General features: G+C 64.7%; 22 protein-coding genes and 1 tRNA gene. 15 read left to right on the top strand and 8 right to left on the bottom strand.

The window, feature by feature from the left end:
* Nucleotides 1-11: 11 nt before the first annotated feature.
* The 3 genes from ACSFCA_RS05805 (at nucleotide 12) to ACSFCA_RS05795 (ending at nucleotide 4,525) form a co-directional block, all read left to right on the top strand.
* A complete protein-coding gene (locus ACSFCA_RS05805; RefSeq protein ID WP_435458915.1) occupies nucleotides 12-1,865 on the top strand; it encodes a M48 family metallopeptidase in 1,854 nt (617 codons plus the stop codon).
* A gap of 41 nt (nucleotides 1,866-1,906) precedes the next feature.
* Entirely contained in the window at nucleotides 1,907-3,178 is a 1,272-nt protein-coding gene (locus ACSFCA_RS05800) for an RsmB/NOP family class I SAM-dependent RNA methyltransferase (protein WP_435458914.1), read from the top strand.
* Between the two features lie 132 nt (nucleotides 3,179-3,310).
* Nucleotides 3,311-4,525 carry a DesA family fatty acid desaturase gene (locus ACSFCA_RS05795; protein WP_258350844.1) on the top strand — a complete coding sequence of 405 codons (1,215 nt, stop codon included), beginning with the start codon at nucleotides 3,311-3,313 and terminating at the stop codon, nucleotides 4,523-4,525.
* Between the two features lie 136 nt (nucleotides 4,526-4,661).
* Here ACSFCA_RS05795 and rpmG read toward each other — a convergent pair whose 3' ends face one another.
* From rpmG to trxB, 3 genes are all read right to left on the bottom strand, one after another.
* Nucleotides 4,662-4,835 (bottom strand): 50S ribosomal protein L33, encoded by a 174-nt coding sequence (gene rpmG, locus ACSFCA_RS05790; protein WP_007830291.1) that lies wholly within the window; start codon nucleotides 4,833-4,835, stop codon nucleotides 4,662-4,664.
* A gap of 11 nt (nucleotides 4,836-4,846) precedes the next feature.
* Nucleotides 4,847-5,080 (bottom strand): 50S ribosomal protein L28, encoded by a 234-nt coding sequence (rpmB, locus tag ACSFCA_RS05785; RefSeq protein WP_007830293.1) that lies wholly within the window; start codon nucleotides 5,078-5,080, stop codon nucleotides 4,847-4,849.
* Between the two features lie 172 nt (nucleotides 5,081-5,252).
* Nucleotides 5,253-6,212, bottom strand: coding sequence for a thioredoxin-disulfide reductase (gene trxB / locus ACSFCA_RS05780; RefSeq protein WP_258350843.1), 960 nt, complete (start codon nucleotides 6,210-6,212; stop codon nucleotides 5,253-5,255).
* 180 nt (nucleotides 6,213-6,392) lie between these two features.
* On the opposite strand from trxB, the gene ACSFCA_RS05775 reads away from it, so the two are divergent.
* The 8 genes from ACSFCA_RS05775 (at nucleotide 6,393) to ACSFCA_RS05740 (ending at nucleotide 15,686) form a co-directional block, all read left to right on the top strand.
* Entirely contained in the window at nucleotides 6,393-7,067 is a 675-nt protein-coding gene (locus tag ACSFCA_RS05775) for a Crp/Fnr family transcriptional regulator (RefSeq protein ID WP_093048975.1), read from the top strand.
* 100 nt (nucleotides 7,068-7,167) lie between these two features.
* Complete coding sequence (locus ACSFCA_RS05770) at nucleotides 7,168-9,603, top strand: DNA translocase FtsK (RefSeq protein ID WP_435458913.1); 2,436 nt, start codon at nucleotides 7,168-7,170, stop codon at nucleotides 9,601-9,603.
* A 154-nt stretch (nucleotides 9,604-9,757) separates the two neighbouring features.
* On the top strand, nucleotides 9,758-10,390 hold the full coding sequence (gene lolA / locus ACSFCA_RS05765) for an outer membrane lipoprotein periplasmic chaperone LolA (RefSeq protein WP_093172343.1): 633 nt from the start codon (nucleotides 9,758-9,760) through the stop codon (nucleotides 10,388-10,390).
* A gap of 10 nt (nucleotides 10,391-10,400) precedes the next feature.
* Entirely contained in the window at nucleotides 10,401-11,693 is a 1,293-nt protein-coding gene (locus ACSFCA_RS05760) for a replication-associated recombination protein A (protein WP_093075747.1), read from the top strand.
* 265 nt (nucleotides 11,694-11,958) lie between these two features.
* Entirely contained in the window at nucleotides 11,959-12,888 is a 930-nt protein-coding gene (locus ACSFCA_RS05755) for a branched-chain amino acid ABC transporter permease (RefSeq protein ID WP_258350841.1), read from the top strand.
* 10 nt (nucleotides 12,889-12,898) lie between these two features.
* Nucleotides 12,899-14,107 (top strand): branched-chain amino acid ABC transporter permease, encoded by a 1,209-nt coding sequence (locus ACSFCA_RS05750; RefSeq protein WP_258350840.1) that lies wholly within the window; start codon nucleotides 12,899-12,901, stop codon nucleotides 14,105-14,107.
* A gap of 21 nt (nucleotides 14,108-14,128) precedes the next feature.
* Nucleotides 14,129-14,902, top strand: coding sequence for an ABC transporter ATP-binding protein (locus tag ACSFCA_RS05745; RefSeq protein WP_258350839.1), 774 nt, complete (start codon nucleotides 14,129-14,131; stop codon nucleotides 14,900-14,902).
* A gap of 16 nt (nucleotides 14,903-14,918) precedes the next feature.
* Nucleotides 14,919-15,686 carry an ABC transporter ATP-binding protein gene (locus tag ACSFCA_RS05740; protein WP_093050343.1) on the top strand — a complete coding sequence of 256 codons (768 nt, stop codon included), beginning with the start codon at nucleotides 14,919-14,921 and terminating at the stop codon, nucleotides 15,684-15,686.
* Nucleotide 15,687: 1 nt separating this feature from the next.
* Here the strand turns inward: ACSFCA_RS05740 and ACSFCA_RS05735 are convergent, their stop codons facing one another.
* Together ACSFCA_RS05735 and ACSFCA_RS05730 are read right to left on the bottom strand one after the other, a co-directional pair.
* Entirely contained in the window at nucleotides 15,688-16,665 is a 978-nt protein-coding gene (locus ACSFCA_RS05735; RefSeq protein ID WP_435458912.1) for a Bug family tripartite tricarboxylate transporter substrate binding protein, read from the bottom strand.
* A gap of 30 nt (nucleotides 16,666-16,695) precedes the next feature.
* Entirely contained in the window at nucleotides 16,696-17,760 is a 1,065-nt protein-coding gene (locus ACSFCA_RS05730; protein ID WP_435458911.1) for a CDP-6-deoxy-delta-3,4-glucoseen reductase, read from the bottom strand.
* Nucleotides 17,761-17,838: 78 nt separating this feature from the next.
* On the opposite strand from ACSFCA_RS05730, the gene ACSFCA_RS05725 reads away from it, so the two are divergent.
* On the top strand, nucleotides 17,839-18,780 hold the full coding sequence (locus ACSFCA_RS05725) for an NAD-dependent epimerase/dehydratase family protein (RefSeq protein ID WP_435458910.1): 942 nt from the start codon (nucleotides 17,839-17,841) through the stop codon (nucleotides 18,778-18,780).
* Nucleotides 18,781-18,903: 123 nt separating this feature from the next.
* Here the strand turns inward: ACSFCA_RS05725 and ACSFCA_RS05720 are convergent.
* Nucleotides 18,904-18,988, bottom strand: a tRNA-Leu gene (locus ACSFCA_RS05720).
* Between the two features lie 42 nt (nucleotides 18,989-19,030).
* Between ACSFCA_RS05720 and cysM the strand changes: the two genes are divergently transcribed.
* The 3 genes from cysM (at nucleotide 19,031) to ACSFCA_RS05705 (ending at nucleotide 20,790) form a co-directional block, all read left to right on the top strand.
* Complete coding sequence (gene cysM, locus ACSFCA_RS05715) at nucleotides 19,031-19,933, top strand: cysteine synthase CysM (protein ID WP_093049007.1); 903 nt, start codon at nucleotides 19,031-19,033, stop codon at nucleotides 19,931-19,933.
* Nucleotides 19,934-19,997: 64 nt separating this feature from the next.
* Entirely contained in the window at nucleotides 19,998-20,573 is a 576-nt protein-coding gene (locus ACSFCA_RS05710) for an NUDIX domain-containing protein (protein WP_258350835.1), read from the top strand.
* Nucleotides 20,563-20,790 carry a sulfurtransferase TusA family protein gene (locus tag ACSFCA_RS05705; protein WP_093049013.1) on the top strand — a complete coding sequence of 76 codons (228 nt, stop codon included), beginning with the start codon at nucleotides 20,563-20,565 and terminating at the stop codon, nucleotides 20,788-20,790. The genes ACSFCA_RS05710 and ACSFCA_RS05705 overlap by 11 nt, the downstream gene beginning before the upstream one ends.
* Nucleotides 20,791-20,870: 80 nt before the next feature.
* Here ACSFCA_RS05705 and galU read toward each other — a convergent pair whose 3' ends face one another.
* Together galU and ACSFCA_RS05695 are read right to left on the bottom strand one after the other, a co-directional pair.
* The gene (gene galU, locus ACSFCA_RS05700) at nucleotides 20,871-21,761 is read right to left on the bottom strand and encodes a UTP--glucose-1-phosphate uridylyltransferase GalU (RefSeq protein WP_435458909.1); all 891 of its coding nucleotides are present in this window, start codon (nucleotides 21,759-21,761) and stop codon (nucleotides 20,871-20,873) included.
* Between the two features lie 96 nt (nucleotides 21,762-21,857).
* Nucleotides 21,858-24,737: a valine--tRNA ligase gene (locus ACSFCA_RS05695; RefSeq protein ID WP_435458908.1), complete on the bottom strand. Its 2,880-nt coding sequence runs from the start codon at nucleotides 24,735-24,737 to the stop codon at nucleotides 21,858-21,860.
* Nucleotides 24,738-24,784 lie beyond the last annotated feature (47 nt).

Here is a 24,784-nt window from a genome sequence, read left to right as displayed (position 1 = left end):
ACGGGAGTCGGATGGATCGCGCTGATTTTGTTCACCTGGTTCGACTGAGCGAGCATGCCAGTGCGGACGACAGTGCGCGCTATCGACGCAGCGTCGCGGCCTTTGCCGCGCTCGGCTACCTGTGGGTGCTGAGCTGCCTCGGGCTCTCGGTAGGCCTCATCGTCTGGGTGCTTTCCTCGATCGGAGAGGTGCGATTCAACTTCACGCGGGGCTGGCTGCTGCTGTTCGCCACGGGCCTGCTGTGGGCCACGCTGCGCGCGCTCTGGGTGCGCTTCGATGAGCCTGAGGGCATCGAGCTCCATCGGGAAGACGCGCCGGCACTCTTCGAGGCGCTGGACCGCATTCGCAGCAAGATCAAGGGGCCGCCGGTCCACCACGTCTACCTAGACGACGAATTCAACGCCAGCATCCGGCAGGTGCCGCGCTTCGGGCTGTTCGGCGGCGCGGTCAACTCGCTGAGCATTGGCCTGCCGCTTCTGATGATGCTCGACCGGCGGCGGCTGCTGTCGGTGCTGGCGCACGAGTACGGCCATCTGCGTGGCAACCACGGCAAGCTGAGCGCGTGGATCTACCGTACCCGGCTGTCGTGGCTCAAGCTCGACGCCAACCTGCAGCGCAACGAGGGCGTGATGGCGCTGTTCTCGCAGGCCTTCTTCCGCTGGTACTTCCCGCGCTTCGCAGCCAAGACTTTCGCGCTGGCTCGCCAGGACGAGTACGAAGCCGACCGCATCTCGGGCAGGCTGCTGGGCGCTTCCGTGGCGGCGGCCGCATTGACCGAAATCGCGATCAAGGGCAACTGGTACGCCAACGAATTCTGGCCCTGGCACTGGGCCCGCGCCGAGCATGAACCGCAGCCGCCGGGTCCGTTCGCGGCCCTGCGCAAGCGCGTGCGCACACCGCCTGGCGACGACTTCGCACGCCAGGCGCTGCGAGAGGCAATGCGCCGTGTGAGCGATCTGGAGGACACTCACCCGGTCTTGCGGGACCGTCTGGAGGCGCTCGGCCAGAGAGCGGTCATGCCCGAGTGGTCGATGCATCCGGCATTCGAACTGCTGGCTGACCGCAAGAAGTGGATCGAGTATTTCGACAGCCAGTGGCGCCGCGCTCATGCTGCCGACTGGAAGCAGCACCATGCGCATCGGGCACGCATCCGAGAGCGCATCGCGGTGCTGGCTGCGCGCGGCGAGCGCAACACGCCGGACGAGATGGTTGAGTGGGCCGACTCCGAGCGGCGGCTCGATCCGGCGGCTCCTGTGCGCTTGCGTTACGAGAGCGCCCTGCAGATCGCACCGGAGCATCCCGGCGCGCTGCGGGGGCTGGCCCAGATGCTGCCCGCCAGCGATCGCGAGGCGCGTCTTGCCGTGCTCGAGCGCTTGCATGGTTCTGGCGCGGCCAGCCGGTGGTGGGCGGCCAGGAGCGCCGTGGCCTCGCTCGAAGACCCCGACGCGGGCCCGCACGATGAAGAGGCGCTGAAGCTGTGGCGCGGCCGTCTCAAGGAAGCGGAAGAGGCCGAGGAGCGCGCCTGGGAAGAGATTACCGGCACACCATTCTTCAGCCAGATCTCGCGGCACGACCTCAACGACTACGAGCTGGGCGAACTGCGGGCTGACCTCGTGCGTTGCCTGTCCGCCTCGCGGGCCTGGCTGGTGCGCAAGAACTTGCGCGAATTCCCGTGGCGCCGTGCCTACATCGTGTTCGTCGAACTGCCGGGGCTCGACGACGAAGACCGCTGGAACCTGTGCCGCCAGCTGGAGCAGACCCTTACCCTGCCGGGGGCTGCGCTGGTGCTGTGGGCCGGCCATTCGCCCAAGCTGGAAGACATCGAACGGGAAGCCTTCGGGGCGGTCTGGACGCGCGGCGCATAGCCCTTCGGGGCGGACAGGGCGGCGGCTGAGACAATCGGGGGATGCACCCCAAAGCCCTGTTGGAGGCCACCGCCGATCTGGTCGGCCTTGTCCTGAAATTCGATCACCCGGCCGACCAGGTCGTTTCGCGGTTCTTCCGCGACCACCGCGAGTTCGGTCCGCGCGAGCGCGCGACGCTTGCAGAAACCGTCTACGCCGTGCTTCGCAAGAAGCTGTTGTTCGACCACCTCTCGCCCTCGGGCAGTGGCTCGAAGGAGCGCCGCATGGCGATCCTGGGCTTTCACGGCCCGCGCGACTTTTTGAAGAGCGCACTCAACGACACCGAGAAGCGCTGGCTCGACAACTGCGACGCCGTGAAACCGGACGACTTGCTGGAGCGCCATCGCCACAACCTGCCCGAGTGGCTGGTGGCCCCGCTGAAGGCGCAACTGGGCGATGGTTTCTGGCCGCTGGTCGAAGCCCTGCAGCAGCCCGCTCCGCTCGACCTGCGCGTCAACGCGCTGACCGACAAGCGCGCCGAAGTGAAGGCTGAGCTTGCCAAGGCTGCTATTAAATCGGAAGCAACACCATTCTCGCCCTGGGGCTTGCGCATCGACGGTAAGCCGGCGCTGACCAAGCTGGATGCCTTTGTCCGTGGCGCCATCGAGGTGCAGGACGAGGGCTCGCAGCTGCTGGCGCTGCTGTTGGATGCCAAGCGCGGCGAGATGGTGGTCGATTTCTGTGCCGGCGCGGGCGGCAAGACGCTGGCCATTGGCGCGACGATGCGCAACACCGGGCGGTTGTATGCCTTCGACACGTCGGCACACCGGCTCGACGCGCTCAAGCCGCGGCTGGCGCGCAGCAAGCTCTCGAACGTTCATCCGGCCGCCATCGCCCATGAGCGCGACGACCGCATCAAGCGGCTGGCGGGCAAGATCGACCGCGTGCTGGTCGACGCGCCCTGTTCGGGGTTGGGCACGCTGCGGCGCAATCCCGACCTGAAATGGCGCCAGTCGCTCAAATCGGTCGAGGAATTGACGGTCAAGCAGACCGCCATCCTGCAAAGCGCGGCGCGGCTCGTGAAATCGGGCGGTCGTCTGGTTTACGCCACTTGCAGCGTGCTGCCGGAGGAAAACGAGGCGATTGCGGAGGCTTTCAGCGCCGCCAATCCCGATTTCATGCCCGTGGATGTGGCGGAATTGCTGCAGGGCCTGAAAATCGAAGGTTTCGAGGCGCTTTGCGCCGGCGGGGAGGGCGCAAAGCGCTACCTGCGGCTGTGGCCGCACCGCCATTCGACCGACGGTTTCTTTGCCGCGGTGTGGAACCGCAAATAGGGGCGGGACTCCAAACTAGGGTTAATCTGCGCTTTTCTTGAAGGTTTAAAGGCTTTGTTTTAGGCCTGCCGCTTTAAAATCGCGGGTTATCTGAAGGCTGCACCTTCGTGTGGCCATGGAGTACCTGACTCAATGTTGCTTCCTGACTCCGCCGTTTTGAACGCGGCCATCCAATGGCTCGGACACGGCCTGTGGGACATCGCATGGTGGCAAGTCGTGCTGTACACGCTCGTCACCACGCACATCACGATTGCCGCGGTCACGATCTTCCTGCACCGCACGCAAACACACCGGGCCATGGATCTGGGCCCGATCCCGTCGCATTTCTTCCGCTTCTGGCTGTGGCTCGGCACCGGCATGGTGACGAAGGAATGGGTCGCCATTCACCGCAAGCACCACGCCAAGTGCGAAACCCAGGACGACCCGCACAGCCCGCAGGTCAAGGGCATCGACGAAGTGCTCTGGCGCGGCGCCGAGCTGTATCGCGCCGAGTCGAAGAACAAGGAAACGATGGAGCGCTACGGTCACGGCACGCCCGATGACTGGATCGAGCGCAACCTGTATTCGCGCTACAGCTGGCAAGGCGTGGGCCTGATGCTGGTGATCAACCTGGCGCTGTTCGGCACGCTCGGCATGGCCGTGTGGGCTGTGCAGATGCTCTGGATTCCCATCACCGCTGCCGGCGTTATCAACGGCATTGGTCACTACTGGGGCTATCGCAACTTCGAGGCGCCCGACGCCAGCCGCAACATCATGCCCTGGGGCCTGATCATCGGTGGCGAAGAGCTGCACAACAACCACCACACTTACCCGACTTCGGCCAAGTTCTCGGTCAAGAAGTACGAGTTTGACATCGGCTGGATCTACATCCAGGCGTTCCAGAAGCTCGGCTGGGCCAAGGTCAAGAAGGTGCCACCGAAGATGCTGATGGGCGACATCCAGCCTGTGGCCAACGAGAAGACGCTCGAGGCCGTCATCGCCAACCGCTACGAAGTCATGGCCGGTTATGCGCGCGAAATGCGCCGTGCCACCAGCCAGGAGCTGGATGCGTTGAAGACCAAGGGTGCCGACCTGTCGGTGCTCAAGGCAGCCAAGCGCTGGCTGCACCGCGACGACGACAAGGTGCCTGCTTCGGCCCGCTCGCATGTCGTGCAGGCCCGCGCCGCCCACCCGGTGCTCGACAAGATGGTCACGATGCGCGAAGAGCTGCGCCAGCTCTGGCTGAACACCTCGCAATCGCGCGAGCAGTTGGCGGCCGATCTGGCGGCTTGGTGCCATCGGGCAGAAGCCAGCGGCATTGCCGGTCTGCGCGACTTCTCGACCCGCCTGCGCGCTGCTCGCGCTTAACGGTTCCGCGCTCAATGAAAAGCCGACCTCAGGGTCGGCTTTTTTGTGCCCGCCATCCTTGCATTGCAAATCGACGGGCAACAAAAAACCCGCTGGGTTAGCAGCGGGTTTTTATTGAGAAAACCGGGGAGCCGAATTACTTCAGCTTGATTTCCTTGTATTCGACGTGCTTGCGCGCCTTCGGGTCGAACTTCATGATCGACATCTTTTCAGGCATCGTCTTCTTGTTCTTGCTGGTCGTGTAGAAGTGGCCGGTACCCGCGGTGGATTCCAGCTTGATCTTTTCGCGTCCGCCTTTGCTCGTTGCCATGTTTCAGCTCCTTAAGCTTGGCCGCGTGCACGCAGGTCTGCGAGCACGGCGTCGATGCCGTTCTTGTCGATCAGGCGCAGTGCAGCGCTCGAAACACGCAGGCGAACCCAGCGGTTTTCAGTCTCGACCCAGAAACGGCGGTATTGCAGGTTCGGCAGGAACCGGCGCTTGGTTTTGTTGTTGGCGTGGGAAACGTTGTTTCCGACCATCGGGCCTTTGCCCGTTACGTCGCATACGCGTGCCATGAGGACACTCTTTCTTGAACAGCTGGCACCGGCGCAATCAGGGCGATTGCAGGGTGTTTTGCAGCTTGACCTCGCCAGAAACGGGTGGCGGTACCCCGACTTTGCCGAAGCTCGTGAAAGAGCCCAGTTTCGGCAAAGCCTCGGATTATAGCCCTTTTGGGCCCCGCACTGGCTACAGGGCGCCGTCCTGCTCCAGGAAGCGTTGGGCGTCGAGTGCCGCCATGCAGCCGGTGCCCGCGCTCGTGATGGCTTGGCGGTACACGTTGTCCTGCACGTCGCCGGCGGCAAAGACGCCCGGAATGCTGGTCATCGTGGCAAAACCCTGCAGGCCCGAGCGGGTCAGGATGTAGTTGTCCTTCATCTCCAGTTGGCCCTGGAAGATGTCGGTGTTGGGGTGATGCCCGATGGCGATGAAGCAGCCCTTGAGGTCGATCTGCTCGGTGGCGCCGGTTTGCGTGTTCTTGATCCGGATGCCCGTCACGCCCGAGTCGTCGCCCAGCACCTGATCGAGTTCGTTGTGCAGCTTCAACACGATCTTGCCTTCGGCGACCTTCTCCTTGACCTTGTCGATCAGGATGGGTTCGGCGCGGAACTTGTCCCGGCGATGGACCAGCGTCACCTTGTTTGCGATGTTGGCGAGATAGAGTGCCTCTTCGACGGCCGTGTTGCCGCCGCCGATCACGCAGACCTCCTGCTCGCGGTAGAAGAAGCCGTCGCAGGTCGCGCATGCGGAGACGCCGCGGCCCATGAACTTCTGTTCGGAATCGAGGCCCAGATACTTCGCGGAAGCACCCGTGGCGATGATCAACGAGTCGCAGGTGTAGGTGCCGCTGTCGCCGGTGAGAGTGAAGGGGCGCTTGCTCAGGTCGACCTTGTTGATGTGGTCGAACACGATCTGCGTCTTGAAGCGTTCGGCGTGCTCCAGAAAGCGCTGCATCAGGTCGGGGCCCTGCACGCCATGAACGTCGGCCGGCCAGTTATCGACCTCGGTCGTGGTCATCAATTGCCCGCCCTGGGCGATGCCAGTGATGAGCAGGGGCTGAAGGTTTGCGCGGGCTGCGTAGACGGCTGCGGTATAGCCGGCCGGACCGGAGCCGAGAATCAAAACCTTGGCGTGTTGGGAAGCGGACATGGGTAGAAAACCTAGGATATGCGCTGCGTCAGCGTGTACATTTTCAGGGTGGTAGCGATATATATGGAGTATCACTGCCCGGTTCAACACCGGGTGAACGGTGTTTTCAATGCGCGCGATTGTAGTAATCCATTGGCTTGCCTTCTGGAACGCTCCGTGCGCTGTCTCAGGGATTGATAAATGTCGATGCTGTCCAACCTCGAATTGCTTCGGCGCGTTCCTTTGTTCGCGTCGCTGACGGCCACGCAGTCCGCCAGCATCGCGGACGCGATCATCAAGAAGCGCTTCAAGCGCGCAGAAGTCGTCGTGGAGCAGGGCAAGAAGTCCGATGCGCTCTACATCATCCTGACCGGGCGCGCACGCGTCACCAGCGCCGACAGCCGTGGGCGCGAGGTCATTCTTGCCACGCTGCATCCCGGCGACTACCTGGGCGAGATGAGCCTGATCGACGACGAGCCGCACTCGGCCACCGTGCGCACCGAAATCCAGTGCGACGTGCTCATGCTGGGCCGCGACGCCTTCGCGCGTTGCCTGCCCGAGAACTCCTCGATGGCCTACAACATCATGCGCGGCCTGGTGCAGCGCCTGCGCCATGCCGACCGCAAGATCGAGTCGCTGGCGCTGATGGACGTCTACGGACGCGTGGCCCGCTCGCTGCTCGAATTCGCAATCGACGACGGTGCTGGCAATCTCAAGGTGCGTGACAAGATCTCCCGCCAGGACCTGGCCAAGATGGTCGGTGCCTCACGCGAAATGGTGAGCCGCGTGATGAAGGATCTCGAAGAGCGCGGCTTCGTGCAGACCATGGATGACGGATCGATGATCGTCAAGGAACGGCTCCTGTCACTGGCTTGAGCCTCCGGGGCCGGGCCCGCCGTTGCCGGCGGTCCCGGCCTTTTGTTGTAGTGTTCGTGCCTCCGGCCCTCGATTTCCCGGGCCGGGTGCCGTGTTTTTCATGACCTATTCGCTCAATACGCTTCAATCTTCTTCTGCTGCCGAGGGGCAACCCGTGCGCATGCGCGCGATGCGCTTCGCCCACGAAATCACGCTGATCGCAGGATTTGCCGCGCTGTTGTTCTGGCTGCTCGCGATGCTGAGCTTCACGCCTTCCGACGCCGCCTGGTCGACTTCAGGCACCGGGGGCGAAATCAAGAATTGGGGCGGCCGCATCGGCGCCTGGCTGGCCGATGGCAGCTACTACGTTGCAGGCTATTCCGTCTGGTGGTGCCTGTTCGCCGGGCTGCGCGCCTGGCTGTCGTCGCTGGCCAACTGGCTGCGTGGTGGCGAGCCGTCGTCCGGCGAACAACCTGTGCCGCGCGGTCGCTTCAATCGCAGCCGTCTCGCCTTCTGGTTCGGTCTCATCCTGCTGCTGTGCGCGAGCACCGTGCTCGAATGGTCGCGCCTGTACCGGCTCGAAGCCCATCTGCCGGGCTCTGGTGGCGGCGCACTGGGTTACCTCGTGGGGCCGGCCAGCGTGCGCTGGATGGGCTTCACGGGTTCGGCGCTGGTGGCCATCGCCGGCGGCGTGATCGGCTCGGCGCTGGTGTTTCGCTTCTCGTGGAGCCTGATTGCCGAGCGCATTGGCGCGCGCGCATACTCGTTGTTCGAGTCGCGCCGCGAGAAGCGTGAACTGGCCGCCGACATCGCCATGGGCAAGCAGGCCGCCCGCGAGCGTGCCGAGGCTGACGAACCGGCGTTCACGCGCGGCGGCGATCAGGGCCGCTCTGAGCCCTCGCTGGCGCCTTCGTCCGGCGCTTTCGCCGACGACGAAGAAGAAATCCGCGTCGAGCCACGCCCGAAGCGCCGCCCCCCTTCGCCGCCGGTGCAGATCGAGCCCGCGATGACCGAAGTGCCCAGGAGCGATCGCGTCGTCAAGGAACGCCAGAAGCCGCTCTTCAAGGAACTGCCCGACAGCAAGCTGCCCCAGGTCGACCTGCTCGACGCTGCGCAGACGCGTCAGGAAACGGTGTCGGCCGACACGCTCGAGATGACCTCGCGCATGATCGAGAAGAAGCTGAAGGACTTCGGCGTCGAGGTGCGCGTGGTGCTCGCTTCGCCGGGCCCCGTCATCACGCGTTACGAAATCGAGCCCGCCACCGGCGTCAAGGGCTCGCAGATTCTTGGCCTGGCCAAGGACCTGGCGCGTTCGCTTTCGCTGGTGTCGATCCGTGTGGTCGAAACCATTCCGGGCAAGAACTACATGGCGCTCGAACTGCCGAACGCCAAGCGCCAGTCGATCAAGCTCAGTGAAATCCTGGGCTCGCAGATCTACAACGAAGGCAAGTCGATGCTCACCATGGGCCTTGGCAAGGACATCATCGGCAACCCCGTGGTGGCCGACCTCGCGAAGATGCCGCACGTGCTGGTGGCCGGTACCACCGGTTCGGGCAAGTCGGTCGGTATCAACGCAATGATTCTTTCGCTGCTCTACAAGGCCGAGGCACGCGACGTTCGCCTGCTCATGATCGACCCGAAGATGCTCGAAATGTCTGTCTACGAAGGCATCCCGCACCTGCTGGCGCCGGTGGTCACCGACATGCGCCAGGCCGCCCACGGCCTCAATTGGTGCGTGGCCGAGATGGAGCGCCGCTACAAGCTCATGAGCAAGCTCGGCGTGCGCAACCTGGCCGGCTACAACACCAAGATCGACGAAGCCAAGGCGCGTGAGGAGTTCATCTACAACCCCTTCAGCCTCACGCCCGACGATCCGGAGCCGCTCAAGCGAGAGCCGCACATCGTCGTCGTGATCGACGAACTGGCCGACCTGATGATGGTGGTCGGCAAGAAGATCGAAGAGCTGATCGCCCGTCTCGCGCAGAAGGCGCGCGCCGCCGGTATCCACCTCATTCTGGCCACGCAGCGTCCCAGCGTCGATGTGATCACCGGCCTCATCAAGGCCAACATCCCGACCCGCATCGCGTTCCAGGTGTCGAGCAAGATCGACAGCCGCACCATCCTCGACCAGATGGGCGCCGAAGCGCTGCTCGGCATGGGCGACATGCTCTACATGCCCAGCGGCACGGGCCTGCCGATTCGCGTGCACGGCGCCTTTGTCAGCGACGAGGAAGTGCACCGCGTGGTGGCCTACCTCAAGAGCCAGGGCGAGCCCGACTACATCGAGGGTGTGCTCGAAGGCGGTACGGTCGATGGCGACGGTGAAGGCGATCTGCTGGGCGGCAGCGACAGCGAGAAAGACCCGATGTACGACCAGGCGGTCGAGGTCGTGCTCAAGAACCGCAAGGCCAGCATCTCGCTGGTGCAGCGCCACCTGAAGATCGGCTACAACCGCGCCGCGCGCCTTGTCGAGGACATGGAGAAGGCCGGCCTAGTCAGCGCCATGAGCGGCAGCGGCCAGCGCGAAATTCTGGTGCCGGCACGCGCAGCGGAGTAATTCGCTGCGAGCTTTCGTAATTCAGGTTACGTGCTGAAAGGCAATTTGCAAAAACGCCTTGCGGCATTGCAAATCTTCATCAAGGCCTACACCTGCCGCAATTCGCGGCGGGTAGGGTCGAAGCCCAGTGCCACAGCTATTTGAGGAATCCAAATTGAAATTGCGTCATTGGCTATTGATCGGCCTCCTGAGTTCCGCCAACGCCTGGGCCGGCGGGCTCGAAAGCCTTGAAACCTTCGTGAAGACGGTCAAATCCGGCCGCGCCGATTTCACCCAGACCGTGACCGCCCCGGCGCGCGAAGGGCAGCCCGGCCGCACAAAGACATCGACCGGCACCTTCGAATTCCAGCGCCCCGGCAAATTCAAGTTCGACTACCAGAAGCCCTTTGCGCAGAACATCGTGGCCGACGGCAAAACGCTGTGGCTCTACGACGCCGACCTGAACCAGGTCACGCAGCGCGCACAGGCGCAGGCGCTGGGCTCCACGCCCGCGGCGCTGATTGCCGCCGCGCCCGATCTGCGAGCCCTGCAGGCCGATTTCACGCTCGAAGCCGCGCCGGAGCGCGATGGCCTGCAGTGGGTCAAGGCCACGCCGAAGAACAAGGACGGCCAGTTGCAGAGCGTGCAGGTCGGCTTCCAGGGCGATGCGCTGGCGGCGCTTGAGATTCTCGACAGCTTCGGCCAGCGCTCGGTGCTCAAGTTCAGCAAGGTCGAGGTGAACCCCTCGCTGCCGGCCAGCGTGTTCGACTTCAAGCCGCCGGCCGGCGCGGATGTCGTCAAGCAGTAAGCCTACAGGCTTGGCCAACACCGCCCACCAACCCCTCGCCGAGCGCCTGCGTCCCAAGACGCTGGGCGAGGTGATCGGCCAGCAGCACCTGCTCGGCCCGGGCATGCCGCTGCGCATCGCCTTCGAGTCGGGTCAGCCGCATTCCTGCATCCTCTGGGGGCCGCCAGGCACCGGCAAGACCACCATCGCGCGGCTCATGGCCGATGCCTTCGATGCGCAGTTCCTGAGCATCAGCGCGGTGCTTGGCGGCGTGAAGGACATCCGCGAAGCCGTCGACCGCGCCACCTCCGCGCGCGACGGGCTGGAGCAGCGGCGCACCATCATCTTCGTGGACGAAGTGCACCGCTTCAACAAGAGCCAGCAGGACGCCTTCCTGCCGCACGTGGAGTCGGGTCTCTTCACCTTCATCGGCGCGACCACCGAGAACCCTTCGTTCGAAGTCAACTCGGCACTGCTCTCGCGCGCAGCCGTGTACGTGCTGCAGTCGCTCGGCGAAGACGATCTCAAGCAGATCGTGGCGCGCGCGCAGGCCATCCAGGCCGTGCCCGCCATCGATGCCGCGGCGGTCGACCGCCTCGTGGCCTATGCCGACGGCGATGCGCGCCGGCTGCTCAACACCCTTGAGACACTCGCCGTCGCGGCCCGTGCCGAAAAGCTCGACCACATCACCGACGAGTGGCTGCTGCGCGTGCTCGGCGAGCGCATGCGGCGCTACGACAAGGGCGGCGAACAGTTCTACGACACCATCAGCGCGCTGCACAAATCCGTGCGCGGCAGCGACCCCGATGCGGCGCTCTACTGGTTCGTGCGCATGCTCGACGGCGGTGCCGATCCGCGCTACATGGCGCGCCGGCTGGTTCGCATGGCCAGCGAAGACATCGGCCTGGCCGATCCGCGCGCGTTGCGCCTGGCGCTCGATGCAGCCGAGGTGTACGAACGCCTGGGTACGCCCGAGGGCGAACTGGCGCTGGCCGAATGCGTGGTCTACCTCGCGATCGCGCCCAAGTCGAACGCCGTCTACAAGGCCTACAACGCGGTGCGCGCCCTCGTGAAGACGGACAGCACACGCCCGGTGCCCATGCACCTGCGCAATGCGCCCACCAAGCTCATGAAGGAGCTCGACTACGGCAAGGGTTATCGCTATGCGCACGACGAGGAGGGCGGTTTCGCCGCTGGCGAACGCTATCTTCCCGACGGGCTGGAAGGCCAGGTTTTCTACGAACCTGTAGAGCGTGGGCTCGAGATCCGAATCGCGGAAAAGTTGCGCGAACTGCGCCGCCGGAACGCCGAAGGCAACGGCTGACAAGAACGTCGATACCCGCATCGATACCGTCTTGCAGCATGCGCGCAAAGCGTGCATGACCCCACGCGCATACAGCATGACGTGAGCGGGTAAACCCCGGTCCGTGCGCACCAAATCAGCGCTGGTGCGTGCTTACAATCCCGCCCACAAATCCGCCAGCGACACATGTTGGCTGGTTTTTTGCTTGTCAGCTCAGGGGCGCCAAACCGGTGCCCTGGTGGGTGAATGGCACCCCGCAACGGTGCAACACATAGGGAATCGCGATATGGACATTTTGCTGCAGCAGATCATCAACGGTCTGGTTCTCGGCAGCATGTATGCCTTGATAGCCTTGGGCTACACCATGGTGTACGGCATCATCAATCTGATCAACTTTGCGCATGGAGAAGTGCTGATGGTCGGGGCTCTCACGAGCTGGACCATCATCGGGCTCATGAAGGACGGCATGCCCAACACACCGGGCTGGCTGATCCTCCTCATCGCGTTGATCATTGCCTGCGTTGTCGCGGCAACCCTCAACTTCGTGATCGAGAAAGTGGCCTACCGGCCGCTGCGCAACAGCCCCAAGCTCGCGCCGCTGATCACCGCCATCGGCATGTCGATCCTGCTGCAGACGCTGGCAATGATCATCTGGAAGCCGACCAACAAGGCGTACCCCAACCTGCTGCCGACCGACCCCATCCACGTGGGCGGTGCGGTGATCTCACCCACGCAGGTGATGATCCTCAGCGTCACGGCGTTCTCGCTCGTGGTGCTCATGTGGCTGGTCAACTACACCAAGCTCGGCCGCGCAATGCGCGCCACCGCGGAGAACCCGCGCGTCGCTGCGCTCATGGGCATCCGCCCCGACATGGTCATCTCGGCCACCTTCATCATCGGCGCCGTGCTCGCGGCCATCGCCGGTGTGATGTACGCGTCCAACTACGGCATCGCGCAGCATGCGATGGGCTTCCTGCCCGGCCTGAAAGCCTTCACGGCTGCCGTGTTCGGCGGTATCGGCAACCTGGCCGGCGCGGTGGTCGGCGGCATTCTGCTCGGTCTCATCGAGGCCATCGGCTCGGGCTACATCGGCACCATCACGGGCGGTGTGCTGGGCAGCAACTACAGCGACATCTTCGCGTTCATCGTGCTGATCGTCATGCTCACGCTGCGTCCGTCCGGCCTGCTCGGCGAACGCGTGGCGGACCGTGCGTAAGGAGCGAGACATGAAGAACAGCAAGAACCTCGCCCTCTACGTCATCGGCATCATCGCGGTGCTCGCGCTGCCCCTGCTGCTGCAGATGCAGGGCAACGCCTGGGTGCGCATTGCCGACATCGCACTGCTCTACGTGCTGCTGGCCCTGGGCCTGAACATCGTGGTCGGCTACGCCGGCCTGCTCGACCTGGGCTACGTCGCCTTCTTCGCGGTGGGGGCCTATCTCTTCGCGCTCATGGGCTCGTCGCACCTGACCGAGACCTTCCCGTGGTTCGCCCAGATGTTCCCGAACGGCATGCACACCTCGCTGCTGATCGTGATACCGCTGGCGCTGGTGGTGGCCGGCTGTCTCGGCGTGCTGCTCGGCGCGCCCACGCTCAAGCTGCGCGGCGACTACCTCGCCATCGTCACGCTCGGCTTCGGCGAAATCATCCGCGTGTTCCTGAACAACCTGGACCAGCCGGTGAACATCACCAACGGTCCGAAGGGCATCACCGCCATCGACTCCATCAAGTTCTGGGGCCTCGACCTTGGCAAGGCATGGAAGTTCGACGGCTTCACGATCTCGTCGGTCTCGCTGTACTACTACCTGTTCCTCGCGCTGGTGGTCGCCACGGTGATCATCTCGCACCGCCTGCAGACCTCTCGCGTCGGCCGCGCCTGGATGGCCATCCGCGAAGATGAAATCGCCGCCAAGGCGATGGGCATCAACACCCGCAACATGAAGCTGCTGGCCTTCGGCATGGGCGCCAGCTTCGGCGGCGTGTCCGGCGCGATGTTCGCGGCCTTCCAGGGCTTCGTGTCGCCCGAGTCCTTCAGCTTGATGGAGTCGGTGATGATCGTGGCCATGGTCGTGCTCGGCGGCATCGGCCATCTGCCCGGCGTCATTCTCGGTGCCGTGCTGCTGGCAGCGCTGCCGGAAGTGCTGCGCTACGTTGCCGGCCCGCTGCAGTCGCTGACCGGCGGCCGCCTTGACGCGTCCATCCTGCGCCAGCTCTTCATTGCGCTCGCCATGATCATCATCATGCTGGTGCGTCCGCGCGGCCTGTGGCCGTCGCCGGAGCATGGCAAGTCCCTGACCAAGAAGGGCGGCGTGCCCGTCGACCCGACCCATGCGGCCGTGGCCCCCGGGTCGCTGCAAACGCATGCGCCGGGCATTGACTCTCCCGCTGACGAACTGCCCGGCGGTGCCGAGCGTCCCATGTCGATCAATCCCTGAACGCCGAAGGAAAAAATCAACATGACGACAGACACCATCCTCGACGTCCGTGGAATTTCAAAACGCTTCGGCGGGCTGCAAGCCCTGTCCGACGTGGGCATCACCATCAAGCGCGGCCAGGTCTACGGCCTGATCGGCCCCAACGGCGCAGGCAAGACCACCTTCTTCAACGTGATCACCGGGCTGTACACGCCCGACAGCGGCACCTTCGAACTCGCAGGCAAGCCCTACCAGCCGACGGCCGTGCATGAAGTGGCCAAGGCCGGCATTGCACGCACCTTCCAGAACATCCGCCTCTTCGCCGAAATGACGGCACTCGAGAACGTGATGGTCGGGCGCCACATTCGCACGCAGTCGGGCGTGTTCGGCGCGATGCTGCGCACCGGCAGCTTCAAGGCCGAAGAAAAAGCCATTGCCGACCGCGCGCACGAACTGCTCGACTACGTTGGCATCGGCAAGTTTGCCGACTACAAGGCGCGCACGCTGTCGTACGGCGACCAGCGCCGCCTCGAAATTGCACGCGCACTAGCCACCGACCCGCAGCTCATCGCGTTGGACGAACCCGCCGCCGGCATGAACTCCACCGAGAAGGTACTGCTGCGCGAGCTGATCGACCGCATCCGTCGCGACGACCGCACCATCCTGATCATCGAACACGACGTCAAGCTCATCATGGGCCTGTGCGACCGCGTCACCGTGCTGGACTACGGCAAGCAGATTGCCGAAGGTACGCCCGCCGACGTGCAGAAGAATGAAAAAGTGATTGAGGCCTACCTCGGCACGGGAGGCCACTGAAATGAGCACCGCAACCATGACAAGCGCTGAAGAAGCAACCCGGGCCAATGCCGCACAAGCCAAGGCCACCGGCAAGACGCTGCTGAAGGTCTCCGGCCTGAAGGTCGGCTACGGCGGTATCCAGGCCGTCAAGGGCGTGGACTTCGAGGTGCGCGAAGGCGAACTGGTTTCGCTGATCGGCTCCAATGGCGCCGGCAAGACCACCACCATGAAGGCCATCACCGGCACGCTGCCGGCCGGGGCCGGCAACATCGAGTTCCTGGGCCGCAGCATCAAGGGCCGCGGCGCGTGGGACCTGGTGGAAGAGGGCCTCGTGATGGTGCCCGAAGGCCGTGGCGTGTTCACGCGCATGACCATCACCGAAAACCTGCAGATCGGCGCCTACATCCGCAAGGACAAGGCCGCCATCGCGAGCGACATGGAGCGCGTGTTCGTCACCTTCCCGCGCCTGCGCGAGCGCAAGGACCAGCTGGCCGGCACCATGTCGGGCGGCGAACAGCAGATGCTCGCCATGGGCCGCGCGCTGATGGCGCGCCCCAAGGTGCTGCTGCTGGACGAACCCACCATGGGCCTGTCGCCGATCATGTGCGACAAGATCTTCGAGGTGGTGCAGACCGTGGCCTCGCAGGGCGTGACCATCCTGCTGGTGGAGCAGAACGCCAACCGCGCACTGCAGCTGGCCGACCGTGGCTACGTGATGGAGTCAGGGCTCATCACCATGAACGGTGATGCCAAGGAACTGCTGAGCGACCCGCGCGTGCGGGCCGCGTACCTGGGCGAATAACTCAGTCGACCTTCGCGCCGGTGGCTTTCACCACCGCTTCGTACTTCGAGAGTTCGGTCTTCATGAAAGCGCCGAACTGCTCCGGCGAGCTGGCCACCGGCTCCGCCAGCAGTCCGGCGAAGCGCGTCTTCGTTTCCGGCGCATTCAGCGCTGCCACGAAGGCCTGATTGAGCTTCACGACCACGTCGTGCGGCGTGCCCGCCGGCGCGACCAGGCCCCACCATGTGTCGATCGAGAAGCCCTTGAGCGTGTCGGCGATGGGCGGCACGTCTGGCAGCGAGGCGCTGCGCTGCAGCGTCGTCACCGCAATCGCCTTCAGCTTGCCTGAGCGGATGTTCGGTGCGGCGGTGGCGAGGTTGTCGAAGTTGAAATCGACCTGCCCCGAGATCAGCGCCAACTGCGCGGGGCTACCGCCGTTGTACGGAATGTGCAGCGCGAAGATGCCCGCTTCCTTCTTGAACAGCTCGCCCGCGAGGTGGCCGGCGCTGCCGTTGCCGCCGCTGCCGTAGTTGAGCTTGGCCGGGTTGGCCTTGGCATAGCGGATCAGGTCGGCCACGCTGTTGATGTTCAGGCGCTTGGCCGTGTCGGCGTTCATCACCAGCACGTTGGGCACGCGGACCATCTGCGTGATCGGCGCGAAGTCGGTTACGGCGTTGAACGGGATCTTGTTGTAGAGCCACGGATTTACCGCGTTGGTAGCGGTGGCCGCGATGCCGATCGTCAGGCCGTCGGTGGGCGCCTTCGCCACGATGTCGGCGCCGATGTTGCCGCCCGCACCGGGCTTGTTGTCGATGATGACCGGACCCAGCGTGTCCTTGACGCGTTCGGCCAGGATGCGAGCCGTGTTGTCGATCGGGCCGCCGGCTGCGTAGGGAACGACGAGGCGGATGGGGCGCTGTTGCTGCGCCATGGCATGGCCGGCGCCCAGCAGGGCGGTGGTGCTTGCGATCAGGGTGAGGAGGAAGTGTCTCGTTTTCATTTTTTCTTGGGGATCTTTTTCGGGTTTGTCTCAGGGAAGGGCCTTGTCGGCCTCTGTGGTGAACGCGTCGGCAAAAAATTCTTCTTCGGGCAGGCCCGCCAGCGCCACGTAGTCGCGCTTGGCCGAGTCGACCACGATGGGCGCGCCGCAGGCATAGACCTGGTGGCCCGACAGGTCGGCGAAGTCTTCGAGCACGGCCTGGTGGACGAAGCCGGTGCGACCGGTCCAGTTGTCTTCGGGCGTGGCGTTGGAGATGACGGGTACGTAGCGCAGGTTCGGCATCTGTGCCATCTGCTCACGCACCCATGCGTCCATGTACAGGTCTTCGGGCCGGCGGCCGCCCCAGTAGAGCGTGGCGGGCCGGTCGATGGCCTTGAACTTCATGTGCTCCAGCAGTGCCTTGATTGGCGCGAAGCCCGTGCCCGAGGCCAGCAGGATCATTGGCTTGGCGGAGTCCTCGCGCAGGAAGAAGCTGCCGAAGGGGCCTTCGATGCGCAGGATTTCCTTTTCCTTCATCGTGCCGAACACATGGTCGGTGAACTTGCCGCCGGGCAGGTGCCGCAGATGCAGTTCGATGCCCGTGCCGGGCTCGCCCAGCGTGTGCGGCGCATTGGCCATCGAGTAGCTGCGGCGCGCGCCGTCGCGCAGGATGAACTCCACGTACTGGCCTGCGTAGAACTGCAAAGGCTCACCGGCCGGCAGCTGCAGGCGCACCATCATCACGTCGTGCGACTGGCGCGTGAGGGCCAGCACCCGCACCGGCATCTTGCGGATTGGCAGCGCCCCGGCCTCCGTGACCTGGCGCGATTCGAGCACCACGTCGCTCTTGGCGTGCGCGCAGCAAGTCAGCACGTAGCCGGCGAGCTGTTCTTCGGCGCTCAGGGCCTTGCTCTGGTGCGGGCCGAGAGTGACCTCGCCCGAGAGCTTCTTGCACTTGCACGAGCCGCAGGCGCCGTCCTTGCAGCCATAGGGAAGGCCGATGCCCTGGCGAATGCCGGCTGCCAGGATGGTTTCGTCGCCGTGGACCACGAAATGGCGCCCGCTGGGTTCGACGTGGATGGAAAAGCCCGCCTCATGCGGCGCTGTAGCAGTCATCGGTATTCTTCGAGGGTGAACTCAGCCCGGGCCGTGCGTAAGACCCGGTGAGCACTGAATTGGGACAGGAACAGGATTTTGCCTTCAATCAATAGCCCCTCCGGCGCTCTGCCAGCGCGTTTCCGGCGCGAACGCCTGCTGATCGTCGGATGCGGCGACGTCGGCCAGCGCGTGGCGCGCGACCTGCGCGGCCGCATGCAACTGGTGGCGCTCACTTCGTCGGCCGACCGCGTGGGCACTCTGCGCACCGCTGGCATCCGCCCGCTGGTGGGCAATCTGGACGACGCAGCCACCCTGCGCCGCCTGGCGGGCATCGCCACGCGGGTGCTGCACCTGGCACCGCCCGCCCGTGACGGCGGCGCGGCCTGGTGGCGCGACCAGCGCACCACCGCACTGGCGCGGGCACTGCGGCTGCGGTCGGTGCCTTCCACCTTCGTCTACGGCTCGACCAGCGGTGTGTACGGCGACTGCGGCGGCGCCCGCGTGAGCGAAACCCGCGTCGTGCGCCCTGACACCCCACGCTCCCACCGCCGCGTGGACGCCGAACGCGCCGTGCGCTGGCTGGGCCGCAGCGCCGGCGTGCGCGCCAGCATCCTGCGCATTCCGGGCATCTACGCGCCCGACCGCGAAAACGGCACCCCGCGCGGCCGCCTGCAGCGCGGCACGCCCGTGCTGAGGCACGAAGACGACGTCTACACCAGCCACATCCACGCCGACGACCTAGCCCGCGCTTGCGTGGCGGCGCTGTTCCGCGGCAAGCCGCAGCGCATCGTGCATGCCTCGGACGACACCGAACTGCGCATGGGCGACTACGTAGACCTGGCCGCCGACATGTACGGCATGCCCCGCCCGCCGCGAGTGGCCCGCGGCGAGGCCGAGCGGCAACTGCCGCTGCAACTGCTGAGTTTCATGGGGGAGTCGCGCCGGCTGGACAACACACGTCTCAAGCGCGAACTGCGGGTGCGGCTTTCGCACCCGACGGTGCATACAGGCCTGCGCGAACAGAACGAGCCGACATAGGGGAGAGCAGGGCCCATTCCAGGGACACCGTGGAACCGGCTTCGCCGGGCCACCGGTGTCGCCCCCGGTAGGGGGAAGGCGAAGCGACACGAAGTGCGCGTAGCCTGGGGGAGAGCCAAAGTGTGGTGCCCGGGGCCGGAATCGAACCGGCACACCTTTCGGTGGGGGATTTTGAGTCCCCTGCGTCTACCAATTTCACCACCCGGGCAGGGTTCTGAACGAAGCCTAAAATTATGGCACAGTGGCTGCCATGAATTATCCGACGATCGAAGACGCCATTGGCAAGACCCCCCTGGTCGCACTGCAACGCATCAACGCCGCAGAAAACGCCAAGCGCGGCAACGTGATTCTCGGCAAGCTCGAGGGCAACAATCCCGCCGGTTCGGTCAAAGACCGGCCGGCCCTCTCGATGATCCGGCGCGCCGAAGAGCGCGGCGAGATCAAGCCCGGCGACACCCTCATCGAAGCCACTTCCGGCAACACCGGCATCGCTCTGGCCATGGCCGCGGCCATCAAGGGCTATCGCATGGTGCTCATCATGCCGGAGGACCTCTCGGTGGAGCGCGCCCAGACCATGAAGGCCTTCGGCGCCGAGCTTGTGCTCACGCCCAAGAGCGGCGGCATGGAATACGCGCGCGACCTCGCCGAGCAGATGGTCGCGCAGGGCAAGGGCCGCGTGCTCGACCAGTTCGCCAACCCCGACAACCCGCGCATCCACTACGAGACCACCGGCCCCGAGATCTGGGCCGACACCAAGGGCAAGGTCACGCACTTCGTGAGCGCCATGGGCACCACCGGCACCATCACCGGCGTCTCGCGCTTCCTGAAAGAGAAGAACCCGGCAGTGCGCATCATCGGCGCGCAGCCGGCCGAAGGCTCGCGCATTCCGGGTATCCGCAAATGGCCTGCCGAATACATGCCGAAGATCTTCGACCCGAGCCGGGTCGACGAAGAAATCAGCGTGAGCCAGGACGACGCGGAAGAAATGTGCCGGCGTCTCGCGCGCGAAGAGGGCATCTTTGGCGGCATCTCGGCCGCAGGTGCGTTGTGGGCCGCGCTCGAAGTGGCGAAGACGGTCGAGAACGCCACCATCGTGTTCGTGGTCTGCGACCGGGGCGACCGCTACTTGTCGACCGGCGTTTTCCCCGCATAAGCAACGACCGGCAGCAGCGCCCGCTCAAGGCGCTCAGGCAGCCACAAAAAAGAAAAGAGACCCCATGCCCCATCCCAAGTTCTGCCAGGTCTGCGCCACGCCGCTCGAGTGGATCGCGTTGATGGAAGACGGCGGCCCCAAGGAGCGCCTGCGCTGCCCCAACTGCGGCCATACACACTGGAACAACCCGACCCCCGTGCTTGCGGCCATCGTCGAGTACCGCGGCCAGGTGCTGCTGGCGCGCAATGCGGCATGGCCGGGCAAGATGTTTGCGCTGATCACCGGGTTCATGGAAGCCGGCGAGACGCCCGAGGAAGGCATTGCGCGTGAGGTGAAAGAAGAAACCAACCTCGACGTCAGCGCCACCAAGCTCGTCGGCGCGTACGACTTCCAGCGCATGAACCAGATCATCATCGCGTACCACGTGGTGGCCGATGGCGACGTGAAGCTCTCGCCCGAACTGGTCGACTACCGCCTCTATGACCTGCCCGATCTCAGATGCTGGCCCGCCGGCACCGGCTATGCGCTGGCCGACTGGCTGCGCACGCGCGGGCACGAGCCCGTGTTCTTCACCGCCGCCGAAAACGAAGAGCGCCGCCGCGGCCTGAACCTGCCGCCGGAGCCGGGCAATGCAAGTTGACCGTGAGCTCGACACGCGCGGGCTGAACTGCCCGTTGCCCATTCTCAAGGCGAAGAAATCGCTCAACGAGATGCTGAGCGGGCAATTGCTGAAGGTGGTGTCGACCGACCCGGGATCGATCCGCGACTTTCAGGCTTTCGCGCGCCAGACGGGCAACGAGTTGATGGAGCAGGAAACCGTCGGCAGCGACTTCATCCACGTGCTCAAGCGTCGCTGACAAAGCAAAAGAAACAAAACAAAAGGGCCGCAGCAGCGGCCCTTTGTTCGTGATGGCACCTCGAAGCAGAGGCGAGGCGATTACAGCTTCAGGCTCTTGAGGTATTCGCGGAATTCCGCGCCCACTTCGGGGTGCGCCAGCGCCAGTTCCACCGACGCCTGCAGAAAGCCTTCCTTGCTGCCGCAGTCGTAGCGGATGCCCTTGTACGAATAGGCGTAGACCGATTCCTTCTTCATCAGCGCCGCGATGCCGTCGGTCAGCTGGATCTCGCCGCCTGCGCCCTTGGGCTGGTTGCGAATCTCATCGAACACGCCCGGCGTGAGGATGTAGCGGCCCGCCACGCCCAGGCGCGAGGGTGCGTCTTCGGGCTTCGGCTTCTCGACCATGCGGTTGACCTTTATCAGGCCTTCTTCGACCGCGTCGCCGGCCACGATGCCGTAGCGCTTGACGTGCGCCAGCGGCACTTCCTGCACCGCCAGCAGCGAGCCGCCGAGGCGGGCGAAGGCCGAGGTCATCTGTGCCAGCACGGGCTCGCCGCCATCGGGGCCGACCATCAGGTCGTCCGCGAGCAGCACGGCAAAGGGTTCGTTGCCCACCAGGTGTTCGGCGCACAGCACCGCATGGCCCAGGCCCAGCATGCGCGGCTGGCGCACGTAGGAGCAGGTCATGTCGTCGGGCATGACCGAGCGCGCGATGTTGAGCAGGGCGGTCTTGCCGCTGGCCTCGAGCTGGCTTTCTAGCTCGTAGGCGGTGTCGTAGTGGTCCTCGATGGCGCGCTTGTTGCGGCCGGTCACGAAGATCATGTCGCGGATGCCCGCGGCGTACGCCTCTTCGACGGCGTACTGAATCAGCGGCTTGTCGACCACCGGCAGCATTTCCTTTGGCTGCGCCTTGGTGGCTGGCAAGAAGCGAGTACCAAAGCCTGCAACGGGGAATACGGCCTTGCGGATGCGGGTCGAGGAAGTGGACATGGGCAGCTCAGCGTCTTTCTTGAAGAGGGGAGTTAGGAGGCGCAGCGGCGCGCAGCCGCTCTTGGAATCCTAAACGCCTTCGAAGCCCTGCGTCTGTCAGCCGAGGCGCACAAGCTGGTCGCGCAAACGCTCCAGCATGGCCGTGAAGTCAGTCAGACGTTTACGTTCTTGCTCGATAACGGCCGGCGGAGCCTTTGCGACGAAGGCTTCGTTGCTGAGCTTGCCGTGCACCTTGGCGATCTCGCCTTCGATGCGCGCGATTTCCTTGCCGATGCGAACTTTCTCTGCAGCCTTGTCGATCTCCATGTGCAGGCACAGGCGCGCAGCGCCCACCACCGCCACCGGCGCCGCTTCGGCAGCGGCCGACCACGAGGCCTCGTCGTCGAAGACCTTCACTTCCTTCAGCTTGGCGAGTGCCTGCAGTACCGGCGCCGATTCGCGCAGGAAGGCCGCGCCCTCGGCATCGTCGGCCACTGCGTACAGCGGCAGGCGCGTTGCGGGCGAGACATTCATCTCGCCGCGCAGCGTGCGGCATGCATCGACCAGCGCCTTCAGCCGCGCCACATGCGCCTCGGCCGCTTCATCGATCTTCTCCGGCTGGCTCTTCGGATAGGCCGCGATCATGATCGACTCGCCCTCACGTCCTGCAACCTTCGACACCTTCTGCCACAGCTCTTCCGTGATGAACGGAATCACCGGGTGCGCCAGGCGCAGCAGCGTTTCGAGCGTGCGGATCAGCGTGCGGCGCGTGGCGCGTTTCTGTGAATCGTCGCCGGTCTGGATCTGCACCTTGGCAATTTCCAGGTACCAGTCGCAGAACTCGTCCCAGGCGAACTGGTAGATCGCATTGGCCACGTTGTCGAGGCGGTATTCCTCGAAGCCCTTGGCCACCTCGGCCTCCACGCGTTGCAACTGCGACACGATCCAGTAGTCGGCGCGGCTGAACTTCAGGTAGCCATGCGCCGGTCCGCCGACCTTGCACTCTTCCTTCGTGTGCTCCAGCAGGCCGCAGTCCTGGCCTTCGCAATTCATCAGCACGAAGCGCGTGGCGTTCCACAGCTTGTTGCAGAAGTTGCGATATCCCTCGCAGCGCTTCGAATCGAAGTTGATGCTGCGGCCCAGCGAAGCCAGCGAAGCGAAGGTAAAGCGCAACGCATCCGCGCCAAAGGCCGGAATGCCGTCCGGAAACTCCTTCTGCGTGTTCTTGCGCACCGCAGGCGCCGTCTCGGGCTTGCGCAGGCCTTGCGTGCGCTTGTCGAGCAGCTCGGGCAACTGGATGCCGTCGATCAAATCGACCGGGTCAAGCACGTTGCCTTCGGACTTGCTCATCTTCTTGCCCTGCGCGTCGCGCACCAGGCCGTGGATGTACACGTGCTTGAACGGCACCTTGCCAATGAAGTGCTTGGTCATCATGATCATCCGGGCGACCCAGAAGAAGATGATGTCGTAGCCCGTCACAAGTACGGTCGAGGGCAGGTACAGGTCGAGGTCCTGCGTCTTTGCAGGCCAGCCGAGCGAAGAGAAGGGCACCAGCGCCGACGAGTACCAGGTGTCGAGCACGTCCTCGTCGCGGCGGAGCGTCTTGCCCGGCGCCTTGGCTTGCGCGTCGGCCTCGTTCTCGGCCACGTAAACGTTGCCTTCCTCGTCGTACCAGGCCGGGATCTGGTGGCCCCACCACAGCTGGCGCGAGATGGTCCAGTCCTGGATGTTCTCCATCCAGTGGTTGTAGGTGTTGACCCAGTTCTCGGGCACGAAGCGCACCTCGCCCGACTTCACCACGTCGATGGCCTTCTGCGCGATCGACTGCCCGTCGGCGCCGGGGCGCGTCATGGCCACGTACCACTGGTCGGTGAGCATCGGCTCGACGATGGCGCCCGAGCGCGCGCAGCGCGGCACCATCAGCTTGTGCTTCTTCACCTCGACGAGCAGGCCCAGTGCGTCGAGGTCGGCCACGATGGCCTTGCGCGCCACGAAGCGGTCCAGGCCGCGGTACTTCTCGGGTGCGTTGTCGTTGATGGTCGCGTCCAGCGTCAGCACGCCGATCATCTCGAGCTTGTGGCGTTGGCCGACTGCGTAGTCGTTGTAGTCGTGGGCGGGCGTGACCTTCACCACGCCGGTGCCGAATTCCTTGTCGACGTAGTCGTCGGCAATGATCGGGATGAGCTTGTCCACCAGCGGCAGCTTCACGCGCTGGCCGATCAGGTGCTTGTAGCGCTCGTCTTCCGGGTGAACCATCACGGCCGTGTCGCCCAGCATGGTTTCGGGCCGGGTGGTGGCCACGGTCAGCGTGCCGCTGCCGTCTTCCAGCGGGTAGGCAATGTGCCAGAGCGAGCCGTCTTCTTCTTCGCTCTCGACTTCGAGATCGCTCACAGAGGTCTTGAGCACCGGGTCCCAGTTGCCCAGGCGCTTGCCGCGGTAGATCAGGCCTTCTTCGTACAGCTTCACGAAGGTCTGCGTCACGACTGCCGAAAGGTCGTCGTCCATCGTGAAGTATTCGCGGCTCCAGTCCACCGTGTCGCCCATGCGGCGCATCTGCTCGGTGATGGTGTTGCCCGACTTTTCTTTCCACTCCCACACGCGCGCCACGAAGTTCTTGCGGCCCAGGTCGTGGCGGCTGACCTTCTGCTCCTGCAGCTGGCGCTCCACCACGATCTGCGTTGCGATGCCGGCGTGGTCGGTGCCCGGCACCCACAGCGTGTTGTCGCCCTTCATGCGGTGATACCGCGTGAGGCTGTCCATGATCGTCTGGTTGAACGCGTGACCCATGTGCAGCGTGCCCGTCACGTTGGGCGGCGGCAGCTGGATCGCGAACGAATCGGCGCCTTCCTTGGGCTGCTGCGTGCCGCGGAAGCCGGCCTTGGCGTAGCCGCGCTTTTCCCATTCCGGGCCCCAGTGCGCCTCGATGGCGGCGGGTTCGAACGATTTCGACAGGCTGTCGAGGCCGGGCTGGGCGGAAGGGGTGATGGGTTCGCTCATGGGAAATGCAGAACGGCCCTTCAGGGAGCCGTTGGGGGACAGGGTGG

The sequence above is a fragment of the Variovorax multivorans genome, from assembly GCF_051216835.1.
Lineage (GTDB): Bacteria > Pseudomonadota > Gammaproteobacteria > Burkholderiales > Burkholderiaceae_C > Variovorax.
The sequence above is the reverse complement of the archived record's forward strand: the minus strand, read 5'-3'. Positions and strand labels throughout refer to the sequence as shown.